24 protein-coding genes and 1 pseudogene are annotated in these 25586 nt (G+C 63.3%); 3 read left to right on the top strand and 22 right to left on the bottom strand.

Annotation, left to right across the window (positions count from 1 at the left end; all coding sequences use genetic code 11):
• Together RMN99_RS14360 and RMN99_RS14355 are read left to right on the top strand one after the other, a co-directional pair.
• A partial coding sequence (locus RMN99_RS14360; protein WP_309624013.1) for a citrate synthase occupies positions 1-886 on the top strand: 886 nt, incomplete at its 5' end.
• Between the two features lie 42 nt (positions 887-928).
• Positions 929-1144: a hypothetical protein gene (locus RMN99_RS14355; RefSeq protein ID WP_309624012.1), complete on the top strand. Its 216-nt coding sequence runs from the start codon at positions 929-931 to the stop codon at positions 1142-1144.
• Here the strand turns inward: RMN99_RS14355 and RMN99_RS14350 are convergent.
• The 4 genes from RMN99_RS14350 to RMN99_RS14335 form a co-directional block, all read right to left on the bottom strand.
• Positions 1112-2515: a HAMP domain-containing sensor histidine kinase gene (locus tag RMN99_RS14350; RefSeq protein ID WP_309624011.1), complete on the bottom strand. Its 1404-nt coding sequence runs from the start codon at positions 2513-2515 to the stop codon at positions 1112-1114. The two genes, RMN99_RS14355 and RMN99_RS14350, sit on opposite strands and share 33 nt — an antisense overlap.
• A gap of 6 nt (positions 2516-2521) precedes the next feature.
• Positions 2522-3490 carry a hypothetical protein gene (locus tag RMN99_RS14345; protein WP_309624010.1) on the bottom strand — a complete coding sequence of 323 codons (969 nt, stop codon included), beginning with the start codon at positions 3488-3490 and terminating at the stop codon, positions 2522-2524.
• A gap of 24 nt (positions 3491-3514) precedes the next feature.
• Positions 3515-4708, bottom strand: a complete 1194-nt coding sequence (locus RMN99_RS14340; protein WP_309624009.1) for a hypothetical protein — start codon at positions 4706-4708, stop codon at positions 3515-3517.
• A 110-nt stretch (positions 4709-4818) separates the two neighbouring features.
• Positions 4819-5121 (bottom strand): Hpt domain-containing protein, encoded by a 303-nt coding sequence (locus RMN99_RS14335; protein WP_309624008.1) that lies wholly within the window; start codon positions 5119-5121, stop codon positions 4819-4821.
• 67 nt (positions 5122-5188) lie between these two features.
• Here RMN99_RS14335 and RMN99_RS14330 point away from each other — a divergent pair, with 67 nt between their 5' ends.
• Positions 5189-7810, top strand: a complete 2622-nt coding sequence (locus RMN99_RS14330) for an ATPase (RefSeq protein WP_309624007.1) — start codon at positions 5189-5191, stop codon at positions 7808-7810.
• Here RMN99_RS14330 and RMN99_RS14325 read toward each other — a convergent pair.
• From RMN99_RS14325 to RMN99_RS14240, 18 genes and pseudogenes are all read right to left on the bottom strand, one after another.
• Positions 7807-8076, bottom strand: coding sequence for a DUF1467 family protein (locus tag RMN99_RS14325; protein WP_309624006.1), 270 nt, complete (start codon positions 8074-8076; stop codon positions 7807-7809). The two genes, RMN99_RS14330 and RMN99_RS14325, sit on opposite strands and share 4 nt — an antisense overlap.
• 3 nt (positions 8077-8079) lie before the next feature.
• Positions 8080-9714, bottom strand: a complete 1635-nt coding sequence (locus tag RMN99_RS14320) for a ribonuclease J (protein WP_309624005.1) — start codon at positions 9712-9714, stop codon at positions 8080-8082.
• On the bottom strand, positions 9711-10496 hold the full coding sequence (locus RMN99_RS14315; RefSeq protein ID WP_309624004.1) for a type III pantothenate kinase: 786 nt from the start codon (positions 10494-10496) through the stop codon (positions 9711-9713). The genes RMN99_RS14320 and RMN99_RS14315 overlap by 4 nt, the downstream gene beginning before the upstream one ends.
• Positions 10497-10506: 10 nt before the next feature.
• The gene (locus RMN99_RS14310; RefSeq protein ID WP_309624003.1) at positions 10507-11223 is read right to left on the bottom strand and encodes a biotin--[acetyl-CoA-carboxylase] ligase; all 717 of its coding nucleotides are present in this window, start codon (positions 11221-11223) and stop codon (positions 10507-10509) included.
• Positions 11220-12686, bottom strand: coding sequence for an NADH-quinone oxidoreductase subunit NuoN (gene nuoN, locus RMN99_RS14305; RefSeq protein ID WP_309624002.1), 1467 nt, complete (start codon positions 12684-12686; stop codon positions 11220-11222). The genes RMN99_RS14310 and nuoN overlap by 4 nt, the downstream gene beginning before the upstream one ends.
• A complete protein-coding gene (locus RMN99_RS14300; protein WP_309624001.1) occupies positions 12686-14215 on the bottom strand; it encodes an NADH-quinone oxidoreductase subunit M in 1530 nt (509 codons plus the stop codon). Before RMN99_RS14300 ends, nuoN begins: the two co-directional genes overlap by 1 nt.
• Before the next feature lies 1 nt (position 14216).
• The gene (gene nuoL, locus RMN99_RS14295) at positions 14217-16229 is read right to left on the bottom strand and encodes an NADH-quinone oxidoreductase subunit L (RefSeq protein WP_309624000.1); all 2013 of its coding nucleotides are present in this window, start codon (positions 16227-16229) and stop codon (positions 14217-14219) included.
• Positions 16230-16236: 7 nt separating this feature from the next.
• Positions 16237-16545, bottom strand: coding sequence for an NADH-quinone oxidoreductase subunit NuoK (nuoK, locus tag RMN99_RS14290; protein WP_309623999.1), 309 nt, complete (start codon positions 16543-16545; stop codon positions 16237-16239).
• Between the two features lie 13 nt (positions 16546-16558).
• Positions 16559-17176 carry an NADH-quinone oxidoreductase subunit J gene (locus RMN99_RS14285; RefSeq protein ID WP_309623998.1) on the bottom strand — a complete coding sequence of 206 codons (618 nt, stop codon included), beginning with the start codon at positions 17174-17176 and terminating at the stop codon, positions 16559-16561.
• A gap of 170 nt (positions 17177-17346) precedes the next feature.
• Entirely contained in the window at positions 17347-17862 is a 516-nt protein-coding gene (gene nuoI / locus RMN99_RS14280) for an NADH-quinone oxidoreductase subunit NuoI (protein WP_309623997.1), read from the bottom strand.
• 1 nt (position 17863) lies between these two features.
• Positions 17864-18370 (bottom strand): hypothetical protein, encoded by a 507-nt coding sequence (locus RMN99_RS14275; RefSeq protein ID WP_309623996.1) that lies wholly within the window; start codon positions 18368-18370, stop codon positions 17864-17866.
• Entirely contained in the window at positions 18340-19389 is a 1050-nt protein-coding gene (nuoH, locus tag RMN99_RS14270) for an NADH-quinone oxidoreductase subunit NuoH (RefSeq protein WP_309623995.1), read from the bottom strand. Before nuoH ends, RMN99_RS14275 begins: the two co-directional genes overlap by 31 nt.
• Positions 19390-19543: 154 nt before the next feature.
• The gene (gene nuoG / locus RMN99_RS14265; RefSeq protein ID WP_309623994.1) at positions 19544-21559 is read right to left on the bottom strand and encodes an NADH-quinone oxidoreductase subunit NuoG; all 2016 of its coding nucleotides are present in this window, start codon (positions 21557-21559) and stop codon (positions 19544-19546) included.
• A complete protein-coding gene (locus tag RMN99_RS14260) occupies positions 21559-22305 on the bottom strand; it encodes a hypothetical protein (RefSeq protein WP_309623993.1) in 747 nt (248 codons plus the stop codon). The genes nuoG and RMN99_RS14260 overlap by 1 nt, the downstream gene beginning before the upstream one ends.
• Entirely contained in the window at positions 22302-23588 is a 1287-nt protein-coding gene (gene nuoF / locus RMN99_RS14255; protein WP_309623992.1) for an NADH-quinone oxidoreductase subunit NuoF, read from the bottom strand. The genes RMN99_RS14260 and nuoF overlap by 4 nt, the downstream gene beginning before the upstream one ends.
• A gap of 199 nt (positions 23589-23787) precedes the next feature.
• Positions 23788-24456, bottom strand: a complete 669-nt coding sequence (locus RMN99_RS14250) for an NADH-quinone oxidoreductase subunit NuoE (protein WP_309623991.1) — start codon at positions 24454-24456, stop codon at positions 23788-23790.
• Positions 24457-24885, bottom strand: a complete 429-nt coding sequence (locus RMN99_RS14245; RefSeq protein WP_309623990.1) for a hypothetical protein — start codon at positions 24883-24885, stop codon at positions 24457-24459. It abuts the gene before it with no gap.
• A pseudogene (locus tag RMN99_RS14240) lies at positions 24882-25586 on the bottom strand (NADH-quinone oxidoreductase subunit D); the annotation flags it as partial. The gene RMN99_RS14245 and the pseudogene RMN99_RS14240, both read right to left, overlap by 4 nt.

Raw genomic sequence — 25586 nt, 5'->3', positions numbered from 1 at the left:
CATGTGCGGTGTGGTTGGCGCGCTTTCCGCGTTTTATCACGATTCGACCGACATTGCCGATCCGGAACACCGCAAGATCAGCAGCCACCGGCTGATCGCCAAGATGCCGACGATTGCGGCGATGGCCTACAAGTATTCGGTTGGTCAGCCGTTCGTCTATCCGGACAACTCGCTGAGCTACACCGGCAACTTCCTGCGGATGACCTTTGGCGTCCCGGCAGAAAAGTATGAAGTCAATCCGATCGTCGAAAAGGCGCTCGACCAGATCTTCATCGTCCACGCCGATCACGAACAGAACGCTTCGACCTCGACCGTCCGTCTGGCCGGTTCGTCGGGAGCCAATCCGTTTGCCTGCATCGCTGCGGGGATCGCCTGCCTGTGGGGTCCGGCGCATGGCGGGGCCAATGAAGCGGCGCTGAATATGCTGCGCGAAATCGGCACGCCTGACCGGATCCCGCATTATATCGAGCGCGCCAAGGACAAGAACGATCCGTTCCGCCTGATGGGTTTCGGCCACCGGGTGTACAAGAACTATGATCCGCGGGCGACCGTGATCCAGGGCATGGTCCGCGATGTTCTAAGCTCGCTGGGGATCAATGATCCGGTGTTCGAGGTGGCGCTGCAGCTTGAAGAAATGGCGCTCAACGATCCCTATTTCATCGAGAAAAAACTGTTCCCCAACGTCGATTTCTATTCGGGCGTGATCCTGTCGGCGATCGGCTTCCCGACCACGATGTTCACCGTGCTGTTTGCCCTTGCCCGCACCGTCGGCTGGGTGGCGCAGTGGAACGAAATGATCAGCGATCCCCATCAGAAAATCGGGCGCCCGCGCCAGCTCTACACCGGGCCAACCGAGCGCGCCTACCTACCGCTCGACAAGCGCTGATTGTGCGTCGATAACCGCCCTTTGTGGGAGAGGTATCGATCAATGGAATCACTGCGAAGCCTGCTGCGGGTGCTTTACATGGCGCTTGGTGGCCTGATGGTTTTTTCCGGCTTGTTCTGGGCCCTGCAAGGCCTTGGCATCATCATGTGGCCAGCGGACAGCTTCATGCTGGCTGACCGGGCTTGGACGCTCTACGGCCTGATCTGGGCCGCGATCGGCGCTGGGCTAATCTGGGTTTTGCGCGGTCGTCGGGGCTGACGCGAGCAAATCTGCCGGCAGGTCGAGAATAAAGCGGGCGCCCTGCCCCGGCGCAGATTCGACCACCAGGTCTCCGCTCATCGCACGGGCGAGACGGCGCGAGATGTAGAGGCCCAGGCCCGATCCGCCGTCTTCCCCGCTGCGGCCAAGCCGCTCGAACTTTTCAAACACCTTGGCTTGCTGAGCGGTGCTCAGGCCAGGGCCCTGATCGGCCACGATCAGCCGCGCCCGCGCGCCCGCATCCTCAAGCCGGATCCACACCTGCGAACTATCCGGCGCATAACGGATCGCATTGCCGACAAGATTGAGCAGGATCTGCAGAACCCGGCGAAATTCGGCAATCGCGGGCAAATGTTCGCCGTGCTTGGGCGCATCGATCGTGATACCGCGTTCCTGCGCGCGCACGCCCAGGATACCGCTGGCACGGCGTGCCACGTCGGCCAGGTCAATCCGGTCGGGCGCGGTGTTGAATTCTTCCGCCTCGACCACTTCAAGGTCGGTCAGATCTTCTACCAGGGCCAGCAGGTGCTGCCCGGCCGAAGCGATATCGGCGGCGTACTGGCTGTATTCTTCGGCCAGCGGCCCGGCCATGCGGTTGCGGATCGTTTCGGCATTGGCGATGATCCGCGCGATCGGCTGGCGCAAAACCGGGGCAATGTCGCGTCCGACCAGACCCGGCTCGTTACTGGGCATGATGACCGAGGCAGAGACCGGTTGCGGCGGCAGCGGGCAGTCGGCGGTCAGGCACAGCTCGAACCCGGCAGGATCGCTCCCCGGCACTTCGCTTGGCAACAGCGCCGCGCGCCAATTGCGGCTGGAACCTGCGATCTTCACCGCCGCGCCATCGAGCAGCCGCCAATGCATCGGCTGTTCGTGCGCCGCGCCTTCGATCTTGACGAAATCGGTCCACGGGCGGTGCAGGCCATGCTCCATGGCCTGGCGCAGTTCCGTGAGATCGGTGGCCGAAGCATTGACAGTAAGCAGGCATTGCCGCGCATCGAGCGTGGCGGTCAGCTCCGCCAGAGTCCGCTCGATGGCGGCGCGGTGCGCAGCAATTTCACGCGGATCTTCGGGCGCGAGCGGGCTCGTGCTCCACGAAATGATACGGATTGCGCAGCCATCGCTGTCAGGGCTGACTTCGACCCAGGCTGAAATGGCATCGCGGCCATCGGTGGCCTTGATCGCGCGTGCCAGCTTGAGCCCGAAGCGCCGCGCCTTGGCCACAAGTTCGCGCAGCGCGGGAATGGCAATATCGCCGGGAATCGTTCCTCCGCAGGCGTGTTGCAGGCTCGCCAGCGGTTCGCTTGCGGCGATCAGCCGTGCGCTCGCATCGCTGCGGCCTTCGGGTCCGGTCTGCAGGGGTGCGGCCATGCTGGGTCAGGCCGCCGGATAGGCTACAGAATGGGCCAGCAAGGCAGCGGCACGATCGCTGCCTAGTTCCTCAAAGCCGGGCGGCAGCGCAATTTCGGGGTGGAGCACGGCAAACTGCTCCTCGATCACTTGCGGCCGCAGGCCTGCCGCGCGCAGTGCCAATGCAAACCGCGCGACCTGTCCTTCATTGGTCGAAAGCACGGCCAGATCGCGATCATGCCCCGATGCCAGCGCCAGCGCACTCAGAAAGATACCCACGCCGGCATGACTTACCCCAAGCGCAGCGCTGGCGCCCCCGCCCATCCCGGCGACGAGGCGCGCAATCAGGCCAAGCCGGTTGCGGCTTTCATCGAAGCCCTGGCGGACCGAATGGACAGCCTGCGCGGCTACGGATTGCGATTCGGGATCGTGCTGGGCGTGGGTTTGCAAGGCAATCAACGCAGCATGGAACAGATCGCCCGGCAGTTCGGCGAGCGGCAATTGCATGCGGCGCTGGTTTTGGGCAAACCGCGCCTGCTGCGCCAGCAGCGCCATGGCTGTGGCGGCGGTGTTGGGTTCACCCGAGGCGATCAACGCCTGCAGCAGTGGTGAAACGACCGGATCAAGCGCAAGCCGCGCCTGCAACCGTTCGGTCAACTGCCATTCGAGCGCAAGGGCATGCGCGTGGGTCAGGAAGCTGCCATGGGCCGCCAGCGATTCGACCATCGCATCGATCAGCGCAGCATCATGTTCGGGCACATCGCCATCCGCGCGGGCCACCGCCAGCGCATCGAGCAATTGCCGTGCAAGATCGGCCAGCATGGCCCGGACGCGCGCGATGATCTCGTCGCCGAACACCGAATGCTCATCGTTTGCCAGCAAATGCCGCAGGATCGGGCCAATCGATGCAATCTGGGCGTCGCCTTGCGCCAGTTCGGCGCGCAGCACATCATCGATGGCTGCAGTGCCGGTGAGCGAGGCGGGAGTTTCGGTCATGTTCCGCGGCATAGCCCGGTTTGGTTAAGGCCCGGTTAGTCGCGAATTTCTGCTGATCGCCAACAAGGCGAGGCCAGCGGCGACAACCGCTCCGATGTGCGCGGTTTCGCTGGCGATCCGGCCTGCCACCGCACCCAGCAGCAAAACCGAAACCACGCCGCGATCGCCGATCCAGTGGCGCCACCGCCCGCCATAGGCCCCGGCCAGGATGCGCAGCAGCGCGATCAGCATCAGGGCCGGGAAAAACCGTTCGGCCAGATGCATCGGATGGCCCGGCTCGGCGGCAATGCCCAGCAGGGCCACCAGCAAGAGATCGATAGTCCAGCCATAAGCCGACAGGCTGGTGGCAAACGCCTTGCGCGGATCGCTTTCGGTTTCGACACGGGCCAACAATCTGGCGGTTTCGCGCGATAACCAGCCCAGCGCGCACAGCGCAAAACCCGCAGCGACGAAGCCAAACGCACCCGCGATCACCGCCAGCAGGGCCGCAAACACCGCCCCTGCGATCAGCATGCGCGATCCGCTGCCGGCGTGCAGCATCGCCGGCCCCAACCGCCGCACCACCATCATCGCGATCCCGCGTGAGGGGCTGGCGGGAAGCGGATCGTCGATCTGCTGGCGGATCCATTGCGGCTCTATCGCATGGGCTTCCTGATCGCTGCGCAGCAGCATCCAGAAGGAGTTACCGGGCCCGGCCTGACCCACCGGGACCTGCCGCACCCCGGCCTGCAAGGCGATCCGTTGCAGCGAGGAAACGACATCGCAATCGGCCGGCAATTCGCCCAATCGTTCGACCAGGCGGCCCGGAACGCGCATCGCCCCGGCGGCTGCACAATTGAGGTCGATCCGTTCGAACCCGGCGGCTAAACCCTGCTCGACCGGTTGCACCAGCACGGCCTGCTGCGTGTCAAGCAGCGCCCGCGCCGCCTCGCGCGGGGCGAACAGGCCATCGGCGAACGCGATCACCTCGTCGGTCGCGGTCACCAGGCCGATGAGCGGCCGCGCGCCGGGAATGACGTGAAACTGCGCCCCCGCCTTTTCGGCACGGTGCTGCAGCGCGACGATATCGCTGGTCAGCGAAGGCGCGAGGCAGACAATCCGTTCGCAGCCCAGCGCCAGCGCGATGCCAAGTTGCTGGCCGGCCACGCTGGCAGCGCCCACGCGCAGAAATGCGCGCGGCATCCCGCCGCTTTCGGCGGCAATATCAAACATCGGCAACAGCGCGACCCGCAGTGGTTTTCTCCGCACATTTCGGGATTGGAACGCCGATTTAGGCGCGCAACGGCGCGGTGCCAAGCCCGTTGGCCGTGCCTTGTCGGTTCAGCCGTTCAAGCCGCTGAAAAATCATCCAGAAAAGCTTGGATACGGCGCAGCACCACCGGGTCTCCCGGGGCGCCGGTCAAGGCTTCCTCGGCCAGCACCATCAGCGGCTCGGCATGAAAGCTTGCCGCAATGCCCTTGAGCCGGAGCGCTGCCATTTCCCAGTTTCCATCGCAGCGCGAACGGCGCAGCAAATCAAGCTGGCGGGCAACGCTCTCAGCAAAGGCCAACCGCAGTTCGGCAAACAGCGCGCCGTCTTCGCCGGCAGCGGCGGAAAGGGTCGCGTCAAGGGCTCCTGCTTCATAGGCCATGACCCTGCTTAGGCCAGACAGGTTAAACCGGGGTTTATCGCCGGTAGAAACATGGTAAACGTGCGCCATGAGCCAAGGAACGCGCATCGCCGCTGTCGAAACGTCTGCCGCCAGCGATGGCGTGACGGACGAATTCATCCTCGATCAGGAAGTGGCCGAAGACGCGCCTGCCGCCGCCGAGGATTGGTGGGAGCAGCCCGCAAAGAAGCCGCGGCGCTGGCCGTTTCTGCTGGCCGGGCTGGGCAGCGCTGCCTTGCTGGCTGCGTGGACCGCGTTGTTTGTTTACAGCAACTTCGCCGCGATGCAGGCCCGCCCCGAACTGGCGCAATGGACCGCGTGGATTCGCGATTGGTCGGTCCCGGTGCTGCTGCTGGCAGTGGCCTGGCTGCTGGCCATGCGCAACAGCCGCCGCGAGGCGACCCGCTTTGGCGAAACCGCCAGCTTGCTTGCCGATGAATCTGCCAAGCTTGAACAGCGCCTCACGGCCGTCAACCGCGAGCTCAGCCTGGCGCGCGAATTCATCGCCGCGCAGACCCGCGATATCGACGCTTTGGGCCGCGTTTCGGTTGAGCGCCTGTCGCAACATGCCGACAAGCTTGTTTCGCTGATCCACGATAACGGCACCCGCATCGATGCGATCGCCGATGTCAGCGCGGCTGCACTCGACAACATGGAGAAGCTGCGCAACCAGCTGCCGGTGATCGCCAGTTCGGCCAAGGACGTTACCAACAACATCGGTGCCGCCGGGCGCACCGCGCATGGCCAGATCGAAGAACTGGTCAGCGGGTTCAACAAGCTCAACCAATTCGGTCAGGCCAGCGAACTGCAGGTCAAAACGCTCAAGGATCTGGTCGACCAGACCATCGGCGAATTCACCGCGCAGGCCGATCAGCTTGGTGCGATTGCCGCGCAGCGCTTTGCCGCGCTGGGCGAATGCGGCGAACAGGCGCGCGCCGATCTCGATACCCAGGAAGTCGCCGCGCTTGCCGCAATCCGCAGCCGCGCATCGGCGCTCGACGCCGAACTGGCCGAAACGCGCGCCGCGCTGGATGCCAAGGAAGCCGAAAGCCTGACTTCGCTGCGCGCCCGCCTGTCCAGCGTGCGCGACGAAAGCGCCGTGCTGGCGCGCGCGCTGCGCGATGCGGAAAGCGGTGCGCTGGATAGCTGGAAGGCCGCCATCGCCAGTCTTGAGACCGATCTGCGGACGGCCATCGAAGAAGTGGGCGAGATTGACCGCAAGGCGATGGAATCCGCGCAGAGCCGCCTGGCCGAACTGCGCTCCGAAGCCGAAGAAGTGGACCGCCGCCTGACCGAGCGCGACCAGCAGTTCGCGACCGAACTCGAAAAGCGTCAGGCCGAACTGGATATCCGCCACGAAAGCTTCGTCAGTCGCCTGACCGGCCAGATGGACGGTTTCGAAACCGCTGTGGCCCGGCACCAGACCGTGCAGGACCAGCAATTCAACCAGATTGCCGAACACGGTGAGCGGCTGGGTGGTCAGCTGGGATCCTTTGCGGCGCTGCTTGATACGCTTTCCGGCCAAGGCGAAGCGACCCAGCAGCGGCTTGCCGACAGTCTTACCGAAATCGAGACGCGGCTTACGGCCAGCCAGCGGGCGATGGGCGATGCCGATCAGGCCATTTCGGGGCTGACCGACAATTCGGTGCGGCTGCTCGAACTGATCCAGGCCAGTGTCCAGCATTCGCGCGAATCGCTACCGGCAGCGATGCAGCTCAGCGAAGCCCGCCTGACCACGATCGAAGGCCGGTTTGACGCGCTGACCGCACGCTCGGCCGAGGCGCTGTCACAGGGCGAAGCGCTGGCCGCGCAAGCCGATGCCAGCAAGCAAAGTATCACCGCAGCGGCCGGCCTTGCGGACGAACTTCGCGGCAGTCTGGCGAGCGATGGCAGTGCGCAGGCCAAGCGCGTTGCCGATCTGCAGGCCGCGCTGGCAACCGTGCGGGCTGAAAGCCGAGCTTTGGCGCTGGAAACCGAAGGCGAGCTGACCAAGGCCATCGTCGCGCTCAACACCTCGGCGCGCGATGCGGTTGCCGGGATCGAAACGATGAGCGCCGATGCCATTGCCAAACTCGCCGCGCGGCTTGGTGACGAAGGCGGAGCGGCGATGGAAGCCGCCCTGCGTGAGCGCGCCGGGCAGGTCATCGATGAGGTTGAAGCGACCGCCGCCAAAGCCTCCAGCGCCAGCCGCGAGGCTGCGGTGCAACTGCGCGACCAGCTGAGCAAGGTCAACGAACTGGCCGGAAACCTTGAGCGCCGGGTCGCCCACGCCCGCAGCCGGGCCGAAGAAAAGGTCGACAATGACTTTGCCCGCCGGGTCGCCCTGATCACCGAAAGCCTCAATTCGAACGCGATCGATATCGCCCGGACGATGGACCATGAGGTCAGCGACACTGCCTGGGCGGCATACCTCAAGGGTGATCGCGGGATTTTCACCCGCCGTGCGGTTCGCCTGCTGGACGCGCCAGAAGCCAAGGCCGTGGCGCAGCTTTACGAGAACGATCGCGATTTCCGCGATCACGTCAGCCGCTATATCCACGATTTCGAAGCAATGCTGCGCGAACTTCTGTCTACCCGCGATGGGCATTCGCTGGGGGTGACGCTGCTATCGTCGGATATGGGCAAGCTTTACGTAGCGCTCGCCCAGGCCATCGAACGGCTGCGCAACTAGCCCAGCCAATAGCGGAAATCGAGCACTTCGACCCCCAGCCAACCGTTTACGTAGTTGGCGTAGTACAGCCCGAACAGCACCGCTGCCAGAGCGGTTGTGCGCAAGGCTATCAGCCCGGGACGGAAGTTCACCGGCGCGCTGCTGACTTGCCCCGGCACCAGTTCGGCCTGCGCCTGATCGTGGGTGCGCAGGCCAAAGGGCATGACGAAGAATGCGCTCATCACCCAGAATAGCGGGTAAATCGCGATTATGGATGTCCATTTCATGGCTCAGTTCTCCGGCAGGATCACGCGCACTTGTGGCTTCTTGCCCGACCAGCGCTGCGCGGCGCGGCGCGCGGCAAGGCGCGCGGCTTCAACCACCACATCGCGGTCATGCCGCTGTCCGCCTTTGAGCTTGGCAATCGCGGCGGCAACATCCTGCTGCGCTTCGGCGACGAAATCATCGTAGTCCTCGTCCAGCGGCAGCCCGACACTTTCGACATGGACGTGGCCCTTGCCGCTCAGCACCACGATCACCATCCCGTTTTGCGCAAGGCGGCGGCGCATCACGATTGCCTCACCATCGGCGGGGGTAATGATATCCCCATCGAGGATCAGGCGGCCCGCGCGCACTTCATCGATCTTGCAGGGTTTGCCGGGCGCGAGCCGGACCAGATCACCGTTGCCTTGCACCACCACCTTGGGGATGCCGCAGGTTTTGCCGAGGCGTCCTTGCTCTTTCATGTGACGCATTTCGCCGTGGACAGGGACCAGGATTTCGGGCCTGATCCAGCTGTACAAGGCTTCAAGTTCGGGCCGGCCGGGGTGGCCGGAAACGTGAATTTCGCTCTGCCGGTCGGTGACAATCACCACATCGCGCGCCGCCAGCTTGTTCTGGATCCGCCCGATCGCAATCTCGTTGCCGGGGATCTGACGGCTCGAAAACAGCACCACATCGCCCGCTTCGAGCGCAATCTGGTGGTTGTTGTCGGTAACGCGCGCCAGCGCTGCCCGCGGTTCGCCCTGCCCGCCGGTGGCCATGATCAGCACTTCGCCGCGCGGCAATGCCATCGCCGTGTCAAAATCAATCACGTCGGGCAGGTCTTTGAGATAGCCACTCGATTTGGCGACGCGGATGATCCGGTCAAGCGAGCGCCCGGCCACACAAAGTTTGCGGTTCGTCGATCGCGCCACTTCGCCCAGTGTTTCAAGGCGCGCAACGTTGGACGCAAAGGTGGTGACCAGAACGCGCCGGCCCTGATGCTTGGCAACCTCTTCAAGCAACGCTTCGCGCACCGCGCCTTCCGATCCCGAAGCCTTGGGATTGAACACGTTGGTGGAATCGCAGACCAGTGCGAGCACGCCTGTTTCACCGATCGCCGTCAATTCGGCCGGGGTGGCGGGCACGCCGACCAGCGGCTCATCGTCCAGCTTCCAGTCGCCGGTGTGGAAGATCCGGCCATAGGGGGTCTCGATGACCAGCGCGTTGCCCTCGGCGATCGAGTGCGCAAGCGGCACGTAGCGGATGCCAAACGGGCCCAGATCGAACTGTTCAAGGTGATCGATCACGTTGAGTTTGACCTTGCCGGTCAGCCCCGCCTCCTGCAGCTTTTCGGCAACCAGACGCGCGGTGAACGGCGTCGCGTAGAGCGGCACCCCAAGCTCAGCAGCAAAATAGGGCACCGCGCCGATGTGGTCCTCATGCGCATGGGTCAGCACCACACCGACCAGATCCGCGCGGCGTTGCTCGATGAAATCAAGATCGGCGAACACCAGTTCGGTGCCGGGATATTCGTTGGCGCCGAAGGTCATGCCCAGATCGACCATCAGCCATTTGCCTTCGGTGCCGTAGAGATTGACATTCATGCCAATCTCGCCCGATCCGCCGAGCGCACAGAACAGCAGTTCCTTGCCTGGCTTCATGTGCTTTGGCTCCGGTTGGCGTAAAGCAAGGCAATCCCTTTCAAGGTCAGGTCGGGCTCGACCCGGTCGAACAGGTCAGCATGCTTGTCGAACAATACTGCCAGCCCGCCGGTGGCGATCACTTTCACCGGGCGGCCGATTTCGGCTTTCATCCGCGCGATCATCCCTTCGATCATGCTGACATAGCCCCAATAGATCCCGATCTGCATCTGTCCAACGGTGTCGCGGCCGATCACGCTGGCGGTGGGCGGCGGTTCAATCGCGATGCGCGGCAGCATGGCGGCGGCTTCATAAAGCGCATCGAGCGACAGCGAGACGCCCGTGGCGATCGAGCCGCCCAAATAGGCGCCATCGGCACCGATGTGGTCAAACGTAGTGGCCGTGCCAAAACTGATCACGATCTTGTCGCCCGCTTCGAGCGCCTGCGCGGAAATGGCATTTACCGCGCGGTCGGCACCCAAGGCGCGTGGTTCATCGACGCGCAGGGCAATGCCCCATTCGATCGGTGCGCGGCCGGCCACCAGCGCTTCGACGCCGAAATACTTGGTCGCAAGAACCTGCAGGTTGTGGAGCGCGCGCGGCACCACGGTGGCGATCACCACCGCAGTCACATCCTTACGCGAATAGCCTTCCATTTCCGCCAGCTGGTTGAGCCAGACGGCATATTCATCGGCGGTGCGCTTGGGATCGGTGGCGATCCGCCAACGGCAGACGATTTCGCCGGCATCGTTCACCAGCGCGAATTTGACATTGGTGTTGCCGTTATCGATCGCGAGCAGCATCGCGCTCTCCTCAAAGTGTAGCCAGGCGCACTTCGCCTGCGTGAATCGTGCGCGTCGTGCCGTCTGCCAGCCGCAGTTGCAAGGCTCCATCTGCGGCAAGCCCGGCAAATGTGCCGTGAAGCGGCTCATCGCCAGGCTCACCCACGGCCAGCGGCGTGCCGATCGGGTGCGCAGCGGCCAGCCAGCGGCGCAGCAGCGGTTCGAGCCCGAAGCTGCGCCAGCGTTCCAGTTCCCGGTCAAAATGGCCGGCCAGCGCGGCGGCGAACAGATCGCGGTCGGGCGCAGGACCGAATGCAGACAGCGCGATCGTCTCACGGCCGGGCACTTGAGGGGCCTGCGCCAGGTTGACCCCGATCCCGACGATCACCGCCGCGCCCACGGCTTCAAGCAAGATACCGCACAGCTTGGCTGGGCCGATCAGGATGTCGTTGGGCCATTTCAGCATGGCCCGCAGCGGCGCGGGGACCAACGGCGAGGCCGCCGCATGCACCGCCAGCCCGGCGACCAGCGCCAAGGTGGCGGGCATCGGATCGGCGGCTTGGCGGTGCACCACGGTTGAACCCATGAAATTGCCCGCGCCGTCGCTCCACACCCGGCCCTGGCGGCCCTTGCCCGCGCTCTGGCGGTCTGCAATCAGCCACTGGCCCTCAGGCACGGCGAGCCTGGCGGCAAGGCGCGCCGCAAGATCGGCGTTGGTTGAACCGGTGGTGGCGACCAGCTCGATCAAACCGGCGGAAACAGCACCATGGCGGCGGTCGTGGTAAAGGCCGCCAGCGCCTTGGTGGCAAGGTAACCCAGCGGCGAGACGAACACTGCGCAGGCCACCAGCAGCCACTCGTGCGCCAGATCGCTGTTGCCTTGCACGGTGCCGGCCGGTTCGTCGAAATACATCACCTTGACGACCTTGAGATAATAGAACGCGCCGATCACGCTGGCTACGGCGGCGGCGGTGGCGAGCCAGACCAGTCCGGCCCCGACCGCAGCCTGAAACACCACGAACTTGCCCCAGAAGCCAAACAGGAACGGAATGCCCGCCATCGAAAACATGATCGAGCCCAGGCCAAGTGCGAGGAACGGGCGCGTGCGCGAAAGCCCCGCCAGATCGCTGATCCCTTCAAGGTGGCGGCCGTCCTTGTCTTTCAGCATCAGCACGGCCACGAAGCCGCCGATCGTCATCGGCACATAAATCGCCATGTAGACCAGCATCGCGCTGGCCCCTTCGCGCGTCCCCGCGGCCAGACCGAGCAGCATGAAGCCGACGTTGTTGATCGACGAATAAGCCAGCAGGCGCTTGATGTTGGTCTGTCCGATCGCCCCCAGCGCGCCGACGACGACCGAGGCCAGCGAAGCGACGATCACGATCTGACGCCACATTTCAAGCTGACTGCCGAACGCCTCGATCGCGACACGCATGGTCAGCGCCAGCGCCGCGACCTTGGGCGCAGAAGCGAACAGGGTGGTGACGGGCGTGGGTGCGCCTTCGTAAACGTCGGGGGTCCACATGTGGAACGGCACCGCGCTGATCTTGAAGGCCAGCCCGGCGAGGACGAAGGTGATCCCGAACAGCGCGCCAGTGGTGACCCCGCCCTCAAGCGCTGCGGAGATCCCGGCAAAATTGATCGTGCCGGTAAAGCCGTAAGTCAGGCTCATCCCGAACAGCAGGATGCCGCTGGCCAGCGCGCCGAGCACGAAATACTTGAGCCCCGCCTCGGCCGAGCGTTCATCCGGTTTGAGGAATGCGGCCAGCACATAGGCCGAAAGCGAATTGAGTTCGAGCCCGACATAGAGCGTCAGCAGATTGGTGGCCGAAACCATGATGCTCATGCCCAGCACCGCGAACAGCACCAGCACCGGGTATTCGCTGCGATAGGCGCCGTACTTCTCGAAGAAGGCGGGGGCGATCAGCAGCGCCGCACCGGCCGAAATGTAGATCAGCAGCTTGGCGAAGGCGGCGAAGGCATCGCCCGAAAACAACCCGCCGAAAGCCAGCGCATCGGCCCCGTTCACGCCAAGGCACAGCGCCGGGGCGGTCATCACTGCGGCGACGAACAGCGTCAGGATCGCCACCCAGGTGATCCCGCGTGCGTCCTTGCGGCCCTGCCCCCAGGCGGAAATAACCAGCAGGGCGATGCCGACAAGGCTCAGCAGTTCTTCAGGCGCCACGATGCGCAGTGACTGTAGCCAGTCCATCAGTGCGCTCCCCCGTGCGGCGCGAGTTCATCCATCGGTTTGGGCACCCCCAGCTGAAGCTGCGCATCGCCGGCCGGGCGCGTGGCTGCCAACCGCGCTTCGATAAAGCGCACGTCATCACGGATCGGCGCGAGGAAGCTTTCAGGGTAAACCCCCATCCACAGCACCGCCGCCGCAATCGGCGCGAGCATCGCCCATTCGCGCGCATTAAGATCGGGCATGGCCGCTGCATCGGCGTTGTTCTGCTCGCCAAAGGCGATCCGGCGGTAGAGGTAGAGCATATAGCCCGCGCCCAGGATCACGCCGGTGCCGGTCACGAAGGCCAGCCAGCTTGACGCCTGATAGGCGCCTGCCAGGCTGAGGAATTCGCCCACGAAGCCGCTGGTGCCGGGCAGGCCGACCGAGGCCATGGTGAACAGCATGAAAAACAGCGCATATTTGGGCATGTTGATCGAAAGCCCGCCATAGCGGCTGATCTCACGGGTATGCAGCCGGTCATAAATCACGCCAACGCACAGGAACAGCGCGCCCGAGACCAGCCCATGGCTGAGCATCACCATGATCGAGCCTTCAAGCCCTTGCGTGTTGAACGCGAACATCCCCGCCGTCACGATCGCCATGTGCGCTACGCTCGAATAGGCGATCAGCTTCTTCATGTCTTCCTGCACCAAGGCGACCAGGCTGGTGTAGACCACCGCGACCATCGACAGGGCAAAGACCAGCCAGGCAAAGGTGCCGCTGGCCGCCGGAAACATCGGCAGCGAAAAGCGGATGAAACCGTAGCCGCCCATCTTGAGCAGCACGCCCGCCAGGATCACCGACCCCGCAGTAGGCGCCTGAACATGCGCATCGGGCAGCCAGGTGTGGACCGGCCACATCGGCATCTTCACCGCAAAGCTGGCGAAGAACGCCAACCACAACCACTTTTGTGCCGCCGCCGGGAAATCATACGCCATCAGCGTCGGAATGTCGGTGGTTCCGGCTTCCTGCGCCATCCAGATCATCGCGATCAGCATCAGCACCGAGCCGAGCAGCGTGTAGAGGAAGAATTTGTAGCTGGCGTAGATCCGTTCGGCCCCGCCCCACACCCCGATGATCAGGTACATCGGGATCAGCCCGGCTTCGAAAAAGATGTAGAACAGGAACAGGTCCTGCGCCGCGAACACGCCGATCATCAGCGTTTCCATCAGCAGGAACGCGGCCATATATTCGCCGACGCGCTTGTCGATCGCGTGACTGGCGAGGATGCAGATCGGCATCAGGAATACCGACAGTTCGATCAGCACCAACGCGATCCCGTCGATCCCCAGCTTCCAGTCAAACCCTGCGAAGACCTGCTTCGATTGCTGAAACTGCCACTGCGCCCCGCCGATATCGAAATTGAGCCACAGCACCACACCCAGCGCGAAATTGATCAACGTTGCAGCCAAGGCCAAGGTGCGTGCCGTCTTGGCACTGACGGCGAGGCAGCCCAGCCCAGCCACCAGCGGCACCGCCAGCATCAAGGAAAGGATCGGAAAGCCATTCATCTCAATGCACCGCCTGCCAGAAGACCCAGCTGATCGCTGCGGTCAGACCCAGCAACATGACCAGAGCGTAGGAATAGAGATAGCCCGTCTGCAGCTTGCCCGCGACGCGGCTGCCGATCAGCACGGCCCAGGCCGAGCCATTCGGCCCGAACCGGTCAATCAGGCCAACATCGCCCCGCTGCCAGAACTGCCGCCCCAGCCAGAACGACGGGCGCACGAAAATGCGGTCGTAAAGCTCGTCAAAGTACCACTTGTTGTAAACGAAGGTGTAGACCGGCCTGATCGCGCCGACGAACTTTGCGGGCAGCCCCGGGTTGCGGATGTAGGCATACCATGCCCCCGCAAAGCCGGTGGCCATCACCGCGAACGGTGCCCATTTCACCCACAGCGGCACGCCGTGCATGTGGTGGATCAGCTCTTCGCTGAAAGCCACGCTGCCACGCCAGAACGCGCCGTCACCCGCACTGATGAATTCGTGGTGGAACACGAAACCCGCGAAGACCGCGCCCAGGCTGAGCACGCCAAGCGGGATCAGCATCGTCAGCGGGCTTTCGTGCGGATGATAGCCTGCTGTGCCATCATCGTGCCTGGCGTGGCCGTGCTGATCATGATGCACTGCGTGCTGAATGTGCTCGCTCCCGGCCCAGCGCGGCTTGCCATAGAAGGTCAGGAACATCAGCCGCCACGAATAGAAGCTGGTCAGCAGCGCGGCGGTGATCCCCAGCCAGAAACCCATGCTGCCGCTGGCGCTGTGCGCGCCGTAAGCCACTTCAAGGATCGAATCCTTCGAATAGAAGCCGGCAAAGCCGAACACGTCGACAATCCCGACGCCGGTGATCGCCAGCGTACCGGCCATCATCGCCCAGAAGGTCAGCGGGATCTGCTTCCGCAGGCCGCCATAGAACCGCATGTCCTGTTCGTGGTGCATCGCGTGGATCACCGAGCCTGCGCCAAGGAACAGCAGCGCCTTGAAGAAGGCATGGGTGAACAGGTGGAATATCGCCGCCCCTGGCGCGCCAACGCCTGCCGCGACGAACATGTAGCCAAGCTGCGAACAGGTAGAATAGGCGATCACCCGCTTGATATCCCACTGGGTGGTGCCGATCGTTGCGGCGAAGAACAGCGTGGCTGCGCCCACATAAGTCACCACCGCCATCGCGTCCGGACTGACCGCGAACAATGGCGAAAGACGGCAGACCATGAACACGCCCGCGGTCACCATGGTCGCGGCGTGGATCAGCGCGGAAACCGGGGTCGGCCCTTCCATCGCATCGGGCAGCCAGGTGTGGAGGCCAAGTTGCGCCGATTTGCCCATCGCGCCGATGAACAGCAGCACGCACAGGATCGTCATCGTATCCCAGGTGCTGCCGAGGAAGTGGATCGTCGATCCGGCCATCGCAGGCGCGCGGACCAGGATTTCCGGGATCGAGACGGTGTTGAACACCAGGAACACGCCGAATATGCCCAGCATGAAGCCCAGATCGCCCACGCGGTTGACCACGAAAGCCTTGATCGCGGCAGCGCTGGCGCTGGGCTTCCTGAACCAGAACCCGATCAGCAGGTATGAGGCCAGCCCAACCCCTTCCCAGCCAAAGAACATCTGGACCAGGTTGTCGGCGGTCACCAGCATCAGCATCGCGAAAGTGAACAGGCTGAGATAAGCGAAGAACCGCGGCTGATCGGGGTCCTCCTCCATATAGCCCCATGAGTAGAGGTGGACGAGCGCCGATACAGTGGTGACCACCACCAGCATCACTGCGGTGAGCGCGTCGACCCGCAAGGCCCAGTCGAAGCTGAGGCTGCCCGATTGCACCCAATGCAGCACCGGCACCACGGAAGGTTCGGCGGTGCCGCGCAGGAACGAGAAGAAAATCGGCCAGCTCAGCGCGCCGGCGATGAACAATGCGCCGGTGGTCAGCACCTTGACCACGGTATTGCCCAGCGCGCGGTTGCCCAGCCCGCCGATAATCGCGGCCAGCAGCGGCAGGAAAACGATGAAGTGGATCGAAGTCACGTGTCCCTCACCCCTTCAGATGGCTGACATCGTCAACCGCAATCGTACCGCGGTCACGGAAATAGAGCACCAGGATCGCGAGCCCGATCGCCGCCTCGCCCGCCGCCACGGTCAGTACGAACATGGCGAAAATCTGCCCGGTCAGGTCATGCAGGAAGGCGCTGAAGGCGACAAAGTTGATATTCACCGCCAGCAGGATCAGCTCGATCGCCATCAGGATCACGATCACATTCTTGCGGTTGAGGAAGATCCCCAGCACGCCCAGCACGAACAGGATCGAGCTGACCGTGACATAGTGTTCGATGCCGATGGTCACAGCTGAACCCCCCTCATAGCTTCACACCTGCGCCGACTTCGGGCGACATATTGACCGTCGCCTCATCCGGGCGCCGCGCGTTCTGGCGGGGCACGCTTTGCCCGCGCACGCCGGGGCGCTTGCGGTGCGTCAGCACGATCGCGCCAACCATCGCCACCAGCAGCAGGATCCCCGCCGCTTCGAACAGGAACAGATACTTGCCGTAAAGCAGCATCCCGATCGCTTCGATATTGCTTTGCCCGGTCAGCGGCGCGGCACTGCCATTGGCCACGCCCAACTTGATCCCGCCCTGGCCTACCGCGCCAAGGCCGACCACGATTTCACCCAGCAGCACCGCCGCCAGCAGCAGCCCCAACGGAAAGTTCTTGATGAACCCGGCGCGCATTTCGGTGAAATCGACGTTGAGCATCATCACGACGAACAGGAACAGCACCGCCACCGCGCCGACGTAGACGATCACCAGCAGCATCGCGATGAACTCTGCCCCCAGCAACACCATCAGCCCCGCCGCGTTGAAGAACGCGCAGATCAGCCACAGCACCGAATGGACCGGATTGCGCGACAGGATCGTCACCGCGCCGGATATGACGGTGAAGGTGGCGAAGAGGTAGAATGCGAGAGCGGTGATCATCTCAAAATTCTCCCCGAGCTTGTCTCGGGGAGGTGGCAGCCGCATCGCGGCTGACGGAGGGGAAATCAATCCCCTGCCCCTCCACCACCGCTTCGCGGCGGTCCCCCTCCCCGAGCAAGCTCGGAGAGGATTTCATAGCAATTGCGATACGAGCCCTCATCTCCGCGCCCCTAACGATACGGCGCATCGGCTTCAAGGTTCGCGGCCAGTGCCCGCTCCCACTTGTCCCCGTTCGCCAGCAGTTTGGCTTTGTCGTAAAGCAGTTCCTCGCGCGTTTCGGTCGCGTATTCGAAGTTCGGCCCCTCGACGATCGCATCGACCGGGCAGGCTTCCTGGCAGAACCCGCAGTAGATGCATTTGGTCATGTCGATGTCATAGCGCGTGGTCCGGCGGGAGCCGTCCCCCCGGACGGTTCCGTCCGATTCAACAAAGACTCGCGGCTCGGCCTCGATCGTGATCGCCTGCGCCGGGCAGACCGCCTCGCACAGCTTGCAGGCAATGCAGCGCTCCTCGCCATTGGCATAACGTCGCAACGCATGCTCACCGCGAAAACGCGGGCTCAGCGGGTTCTTCTCGAACGGATAGTTGATCGTCGCCTTGGGCTTGAAGAAGTACTGCAAGGTCAGCCAATGCGCCTTGATGAACTCCCACAGGGTGAACGATTTGATGAGCTGGGGGAAGTTCATTCTAGTTCGTCCCGTCGTCTAGAGTGCAAGGGACGTCATCGTGATAGGCACCTTTCGGATCGAACTTCACTTCGCCCGTTTTTAGGTTCGGTGCGTATTTTTCCCTCGAAAAACGGAGCGCACTTGCGCCATGTTTTGACCCCAAATTTACATTAAATCCAAAACCATACCCTTGACCGTCCAAGTTCAGATCGACACCCACCCAATACCAAAAGCGATTGCCTTCGCCTTCATAAAAAGAAGCCCGAAGTTCGGATATCTCCACGCGCGCGTTTGGCCAGGCTGAGCCTTTCAAAGGGACGAGCACGAAGCTAGTGCTTTGATCGTCTCCGCTCAAAGTGAGCGCAATCGAGACCCGTTCATTCGACTGATTGAAGCCCTCGCAAACATAGTGTTGAGGAAGGTCAAAAGCAGGGCGATCAGCGCGGACGGCTGATCCGGTGAATGCCAGTGCCACAACCAAGAAGTGGTGCGCCTTCATACCCCATACCTCTTCAGCATCAACCACCCGCTCACCAGCACCACAAACCCCAGCGACACCGGCAGGAAGACCTTCCAGCCCAGCCGCATCAGCTGGTCGTAGCGGTAGCGCGGCACGGTCGCCTTGACCCAGCTGAACACGAAGAAGAACGCGAAGATCTTGGCGAACAGCCACAGCCAGCCCGGGATCCAGTACAGCGGTGCCCATTCGATCGGGGGCAGCCAGCCGCCCCAGAACAGCGTGGCGTTGAGCGCGCACATCAACAGCACGTTGGCATATTCGCCGAGCCAGTAGAGCGCGAAGCTCATGCTCGAATATTCGGTCTGATACCCGGCGACGAGTTCGCTTTCGGCCTCGGTCAGGTCGAACGGCGCGCGGCCGGTTTCGGCCATGCCCGAAATCAGGAACATCACCGCCATCGGGAACAGCAGCAGGTTGAAGCCGAAGGCGTTGACGATCCCGAAGCCATGCCCGCGCTGCGCCAGCACGATGCCGTTCATGTTGAAGGTGCCGGCGTACATCACCACGCAGATCAGGATAAACCCGATCGACACTTCGTAGGAAATCATCTGGGCCGAAGCGCGCATCGCCGAGAAGAACGGGTACTTCGAATTGGACGACCAGCCCGCGATCACCGTGCCGTAAACCCCGAGCGACGAGATCGCGAGGACATAGAGCAGGCCGACGTTGATATCGGCGAGGATCGCACGGCCGTTGAACGGGATCACCGCCCAGGCCATCAAAGCGACGGTAAAGGTGATGATCGGCGCGAGCAGGAACAGCACCTTGTTCGAGGCACTGGGAACGATGGTTTCCTGCAGGAACACCTTCAGGCCGTCCGCGAAACTTTGCAGCAAGCCCCACGGCCCGACCACATTGGGCCCGCGCCGCAGCGCCATCGCCGCCCATATCTTGCGGTCGGCATAGATGATCATTGCGACGCTGAGCATCAGCGGCAGCGCGATGAGGAGGATGCCGGCGATGGTCGCGGTGAACCACGCCCATTCGTAGGAGAGGCCGAGGCTGGTTTGGAAGAAATCGGTCATGCTGTTCCTCCCCGGCACGGCGAGGTGGCAGACGCGTAGCGGGTGACGGAGGGGACTCGCCCCTGCACCCGAGCTCGCTTCCTGCGGCGAGTCCCCTCCACCATGCCTCGCATGGTCCCCCTCCCCGTTTCGGGGAGGAATGTCAGCGTCACGGTCATTCCGCGGCCTCCGCGAACACTTCACCGTGCAGCAGTTCTGCCGAGCAGCGCTGCATCGTCACGCTGGCGCGGGCGATCGGGTTGGTGAGGTAGAAGTCCTTGATCGGGTAGGCCTTGATCGAACCCTTGGCCCCGGACTTGCCTTTCGCCAGCGCGCCGTAATCAGCCAGTCCTTCGCGGCCCAGCGCGGGCACGGCCTTGGTCATTTCAGCCCGCAGCGCGTCAAAGCTGTCAAACCCGACCGACACGCCCAGGCTATCGGCCATCGCCCGCAGGATCGTCCAGTCCTCACGCGCGTCGCCCGGAGCAAACACGGCCTTGTCGGCCCGCTGCACCCGGCCTTCGGTGTTGACGTAGGTTCCCGGCTTTTCGCTGAACGCGGCGGACGGCAGGATCACATCGGCGGCATGCGCGCCCTTGTCGCCGTGGTGGCCGATATAGACGATCATGCTGCCAGCAAATTTGGTGTAATCCACCTCATCCGCGCCCAGCGAAATCACCATCTTGGGCTTGGCGGCGACGAGATCGGCGATCCCGCCCTTCTGTGCGTAGCCCAGCATCAGCCCGCCCATGCGGCTCGCCGCCATATGCAGCACGTTGAAGCCGTTCCATGCCCCAGAGTCGGTAGCGCGCACCAGCTTGTACTTGGCCGCCAGCGCCAGGCAGGCCGAGAGAGCGCCCTTGCCCAATGCCGCGCCGCCCATGATCAGCGCCGGACGCTCCGCCGCCTTGAATGCCGCATCAGCTTCAGCCGGAAGCTTGTCGATCACCGCCAGATCGGTGCCGAGGAACGTGACCGGATAAGTGGTGTCCCACTCTGCCCCGACCACAAACACCTTTGCCCCGCGCCGCGCCGCCTTGCGCAGCCGCGTTTGCACCAGCGGCGCTTCCCAGCGGACATTGCTGGCCACGATCAGCACCGCGTCAGCCTCTTCGATGCCCGCAAGGCCCGAATTGAAATTGACCGCAGCGAGGCTCGAGCAATCGTAATCAAGCCCGGTCTGGCGGCCTTCGAGCAGGTTGGAACCCAGCGCGCCGGCCAAAGCCTTGGCCGCAAACAGCGTTTCACAATCGACCAGATCGCCCGCGATCACCGCCACCGACTTGCCGGGATTGATCTTGGCCACTGCCGCAAACGCCTCAGCCCATGTCGCCGCCTGCAATTTGCCGTCCACGCGCAGCCACGGCTTGTCGAGCCGCCGACGGCTCAGGCCATCGATCTGATAGCGCGCCTTGTCCGAGATCCATTCCTCGTTGACGTCATCGTTGAGGCGCGGGAGGATGCGCAGAACATCGCGCCCGCGGCTGTCGATCCGGATGTTCGCCCCGCAGGCATCGGACACGTCAATCGACAGCGTGTTCTTCAACTCCCACGGCCGCGCTTCGAAGGCATAGGGCCGCGAAGTGAGCGCGCCGACCGGGCACAGGTCGATCACATTGGCGCTCATCTCGTGGCGCGCCGCGCGCTCGAGATAGGTGGTGATCTGCATGTTCTCGCCGCGATAAAGCGCACCGATTTCGTCCACCCCGGCCACTTCTTCAGAGAAGCGCACGCAGCGGGTGCAGTGAATGCAGCGGGTCATCACCGTCTTGATCAGCGGACCCATGTACTTTTCGGTGACCGCGCGCTTGTTCTCGTCATAGCGCGAGCGGCCGCGGCCATAGGCCACCGCCTGGTCCTGCAGATCGCATTCGCCGCCCTGATCGCAGATCGGGCAATCGAGCGGGTGGTTGATGAGCAGAAACTCCATCACCCCTTCGCGCGCCTTTTTGACCATCTCGCTATCGGTCTTGATCACCTGGCCTTCAGCGGCCGGGAGCGCGCAGCTCGCCTGCGGCTTGGGCGGCCCGGGCGCCACCTCGACCAGACACATCCGGCAATTGCCTGCGATGCTGAGCCGCTCATGGTAGCAAAACCGCGGGATTTCCTTGCCCGCCAGCTCGCACGCCTGCAGGACGGTGGCGCCCTGCGGAACTTCGAGCTCGATGCCGTCTACGGTGACTTTAGGCATTATTTAGCCACTCCGTTAGCCGGTACCGGGGATGCCATGGCCAAACGGTAATAATTGATTGCCACCGCGCCTTGCAGAACCGCCTTGCCGAAGGTCAAGGTCTCACCTTGCGCCAGGCACGCGGCGAAGGTGGCCTGAAGCGCGGTCATGGCCGCCTTTTCCGCTGGGGTGCCCGGCTTGGTCGTGATCCAGCTGTACGATGCTGCAGAATTGCTGCGCACGATGCATTCACCATAGCGCGATAGCCAGGCCCGGCCCATTTCTTCGGCATAAGCCTGTTCGATCGTGATGTGCCGGGCCGGGCCGGGTTGCAACGGCCGCTTTGCCGCATAGTCAGCCAACGAACCCGGCAGCCAATGCGACAAACGCGCGCGACTGGCGAAATTGTCCACTTCGGCCACCTTGAGATCGGCAATCACCAGTTCCTGCGCCAGCGCACCGCGCAGCAGATCGGGCTGCAGGATGAAGGCATGGCCATCGCGGATGACCAGCCGGTCGCAGCCCATCACCTTGGCCAGCGGCTTGGTGGTATAGATCGAGGCAAATTCGCGCTCCAACCGGTCATTGGGCGTGTTCGATAGCACCAGGCCCCGCGCTTCAACGTGCTGATACAGCACCATGCACCGCGCATATTCACGCGTATATTCGCGTAGCTCAGCCACTGAGCCCGAACGCGCCTCATACTGCGCATTGGCCGCGGACGAGAGCGTAGCTAGCGCGAGTAACGGTGCAAGCGCGAATCTCACTCCGCCGCCTCCCGCACACGCTCGCCAATGCGCCGTTCGATTTCGGGCCGGAAGTGACGGATCAGGCCCTGGATCGGCCAGGCGGCGGCGTCCCCAAGGGCGCAGATGGTGTGGCCTTCGACTTGCTTGGTGACGTTCCACAGCATGTCGATTTCCTCGACATCGGCATCGCCGGTGCGCAGGCGTTCCATAACGCGGTACATCCAGCCGGTGCCTTCGCGGCACGGGGTGCACTGGCCGCATGATTCATGCATGTAGAAGTGGCTGAGCCGGGCGATCGCGCGGACGATGTCGGTGCTCTTGTCCATCACGATCACTGCGGCGGTGCCAAGGCCCGATCCGGCTTCCTTGCAGCCATCGAAATCCATCGGCATGTCGGGGCACATATGGCCCGGCACCAGCGGCACCGAGGAACCGCCGGGGATCACTGCGAGCAGATTGTCCCACCCGCCGCGAATCCCGCCACAGTGTTTCTCGATCAATTCGCGGAACGGGATGCTCATCGCTTCCTCGACCACGCAGGGCTTTTCGACGTGCCCCGAAATCTGGAACAGCTTGGTGCCCTTGTTGTTATCGCGCCCGAAGCTGGAGAACCACGTGGCCCCGCGCCGCAGGATCGTCGGGGCAACCGCGATCGATTCAACGTTGTTTACCGTGGTCGGGCAGCCATAGAGCCCGGCGCCGGCCGGGAACGGCGGCTTGAGGCGCGGTTGGCCCTTCTTGCCTTCCAGGCTTTCGATCATCGCGGTTTCTTCGCCGCAGATATAGGCGCCCGCGCCGCGGTGAACGAAAACGTCGAAATCATAGCCCGATCGGCAGGCGTTCTTGCCGATCAGTCCGGCGTCATAGGCTTCCTGCACGGCGGCAAACAGCACTTCGGCCTCGCGGATATATTCGCCGCGAATGTAGATATAGGCGGCGCGCGCACCCATCGCGAACCCCGCCACCAGCGCGCCTTCGATGAGCTTGTGCGGATCGTGGCGGATGATTTCGCGGTCCTTGCAGCTGCCGGGCTCGGACTCGTCAGCGTTGATAACCAGGAAGCTCGGCCGGGCCGGGTTCGGCTCCTTGGGCATGAACGACCACTTGAGGCCTGTGGGGAACCCAGCCCCGCCGCGCCCGCGCAAGCCGCTGGCCTTGATCTCGTCAATGATCGCGTCTTTACCCTTGGCGAGCAGCGCCTTGGTGTTGTCCCAATCGCCACGCTTGCGGGCGGCCGCCAGCGTCCACGGCTGGTAGCCGTAAAGGTTGGTGAAGATGCGGTCTTTGTCCTGCAGGCTCATGCGCGTCCTCCAGCTTGAAAAAGCAGAAGGGGTTCGCGCAAAGGCGCAAAGGCGCGAAGATGCCTCGCTTTTGGCGAAGCCCTTTCCAGTCTGACGGCCACGCCAAACGCATTGGTCAAAAGGCCAGGCAATGCCTGCGGCGCAATGCAGGCTCTTTGCGCCTTTGCGCCTTTGCGTGAACCATTCAAAGCGCGGCCCATCACCAATCCCCCCGGTAATCGTGGTTGGCCGTGACCATGTCCTTCAGCGTCGTTGGCCCGCCAAGCGGCTCAACCGTGTGGCGGCCCGGCTCCTGCGTGCCAGCTTTGGGCGTCTTGCCGGCGGCCAGCGCATCGAGCACCGCGTCGATCCGCTCAGCGGTCAGGTCTTCGTAGTTGTCGTCGTTGATCTGGACCATCGGGGCGGAGGCGCAGTTGCCCATGCATTCCACTTCGGTAAGCGTCCACAGCCCATCGGCGCTGACATGGCCGATCTGCATGCCGCGCTTTTTGCAGGCGGCCATGATGTGGTCAGACCCGCGCAGCATGCACGGCGTGGTGCCGCAGACCTGGACGTGGAATTTGCCGACCGGGACCAGGTTGTACATGAAATAGAACGTCGCCACTTCGACCACCCGGATCACCGGCATGTCGAGATAGGCCGCGACATATTCCATCACCGGGATCGGCAGCCAGCCCTGCGTATTGGTCTCCGCCCCGACCTGGCGCTGGGCCAGATCGAGCAGCGGCATCACCGCGCTGCGCTGCCGCCCCGCCGGATAGCGCGCGACGATGACTTTTGCCTGCTTGGCGTTGTCCTTGGACCACGCAAAAGAGCCCCACCGCGCGCGCAGTTCCGGGGTGTCGGGTTCGAGACGACGGTCAGCCATTTACGAGGCCTTCCTCTTGATAATAACGACGGCATCGTCGACCCGATCGTTTTGGAGATGGGCAACAATTTCCACAGATTTGGACTTGTTGGTCATGGTGCAGACCAGACGTTCCGGAACTGGATCTATGCAACCCATTTCATCGAGCGAACCTGTGACCCCGACAGTATATTGAACCAGTTCAGCTGATTGCTTTGCGCCAGAACTTAACCGGGACGAAGGATGGCCTTCTTTCGTGAAATCCACCACCATGACCTTCGCGCCATCAGCAAACACACTGTCAAGAATACCCGGTGCCTTGGGGTTCATGAATGCAAAACCGAAGCGGGCGGTGATTGGCATTTGCAACACACCGCCTATTGGGGCCTGAGCAGCCACCGGCGCGATGATCGCGGACGCGAAAGCCAAAGTGAGCGCAAGCCGCTTCACCGGTCACACTCCCCGAACACAATATCCAGCGCGCCCAAAATCGCGGTTGCGTCGGGCAGCATGTGGCCCCTGGACATGAAGTCCATCGCCTGCAGGTGGCTGAAGGCGGTCGGGCGGATCTTGCAGCGGTAGGGCTTGTTTGATCCGTCCGAGACCAGATAGACGCCGAATTCGCCCTTGGGGCTTTCGGTTGCCACGTAAACCTCACCGGCGGGGACGTGGAAACCTTCGGTGTAGAGCTTGAAGTGGTGGATCAGCGATTCCATCGACTGCTTCATCTCGGCGCGCTTGGGCGGAACGACCTTGCCATCACTGCTCGAAACCGGACCCGAAGGCATATCGCGCAGGCACTGCTTCATGATCTTGGCCGACTGGCGCACTTCCTCAACCCGGACCATGAAGCGGTCATAGCAGTCCGAGCGGGTGCCGACCGGGATTTCAAATTCCATCCGGTCGTACACGTCATAAGGCTGGCTCTTGCGCAGATCCCAGGCGATCCCGGCGGCGCGGATCATCGGGCCGGAAAAGCCCCAGGCCAGTGCGTCTTCCTTGCTGACCACGGCGATATCGACATTGCGCTGCTTGAAGATGCGGTTGTCGACCACCAGGCTCATCGCGTCTTCGAACAGGCGCGGCAGGCGATCATCGAGCCACACGCCCAGATCATCGAGCAGCTTTTGCGGCACGTCCTGATGCACCCC

The sequence above is a fragment of the Novosphingobium sp. genome (assembly GCF_031417815.1).
Classification (GTDB): domain Bacteria; phylum Pseudomonadota; class Alphaproteobacteria; order Sphingomonadales; family Sphingomonadaceae; genus Novosphingobium.
This window is presented reverse-complemented; position numbering and strand designations above follow the sequence as displayed.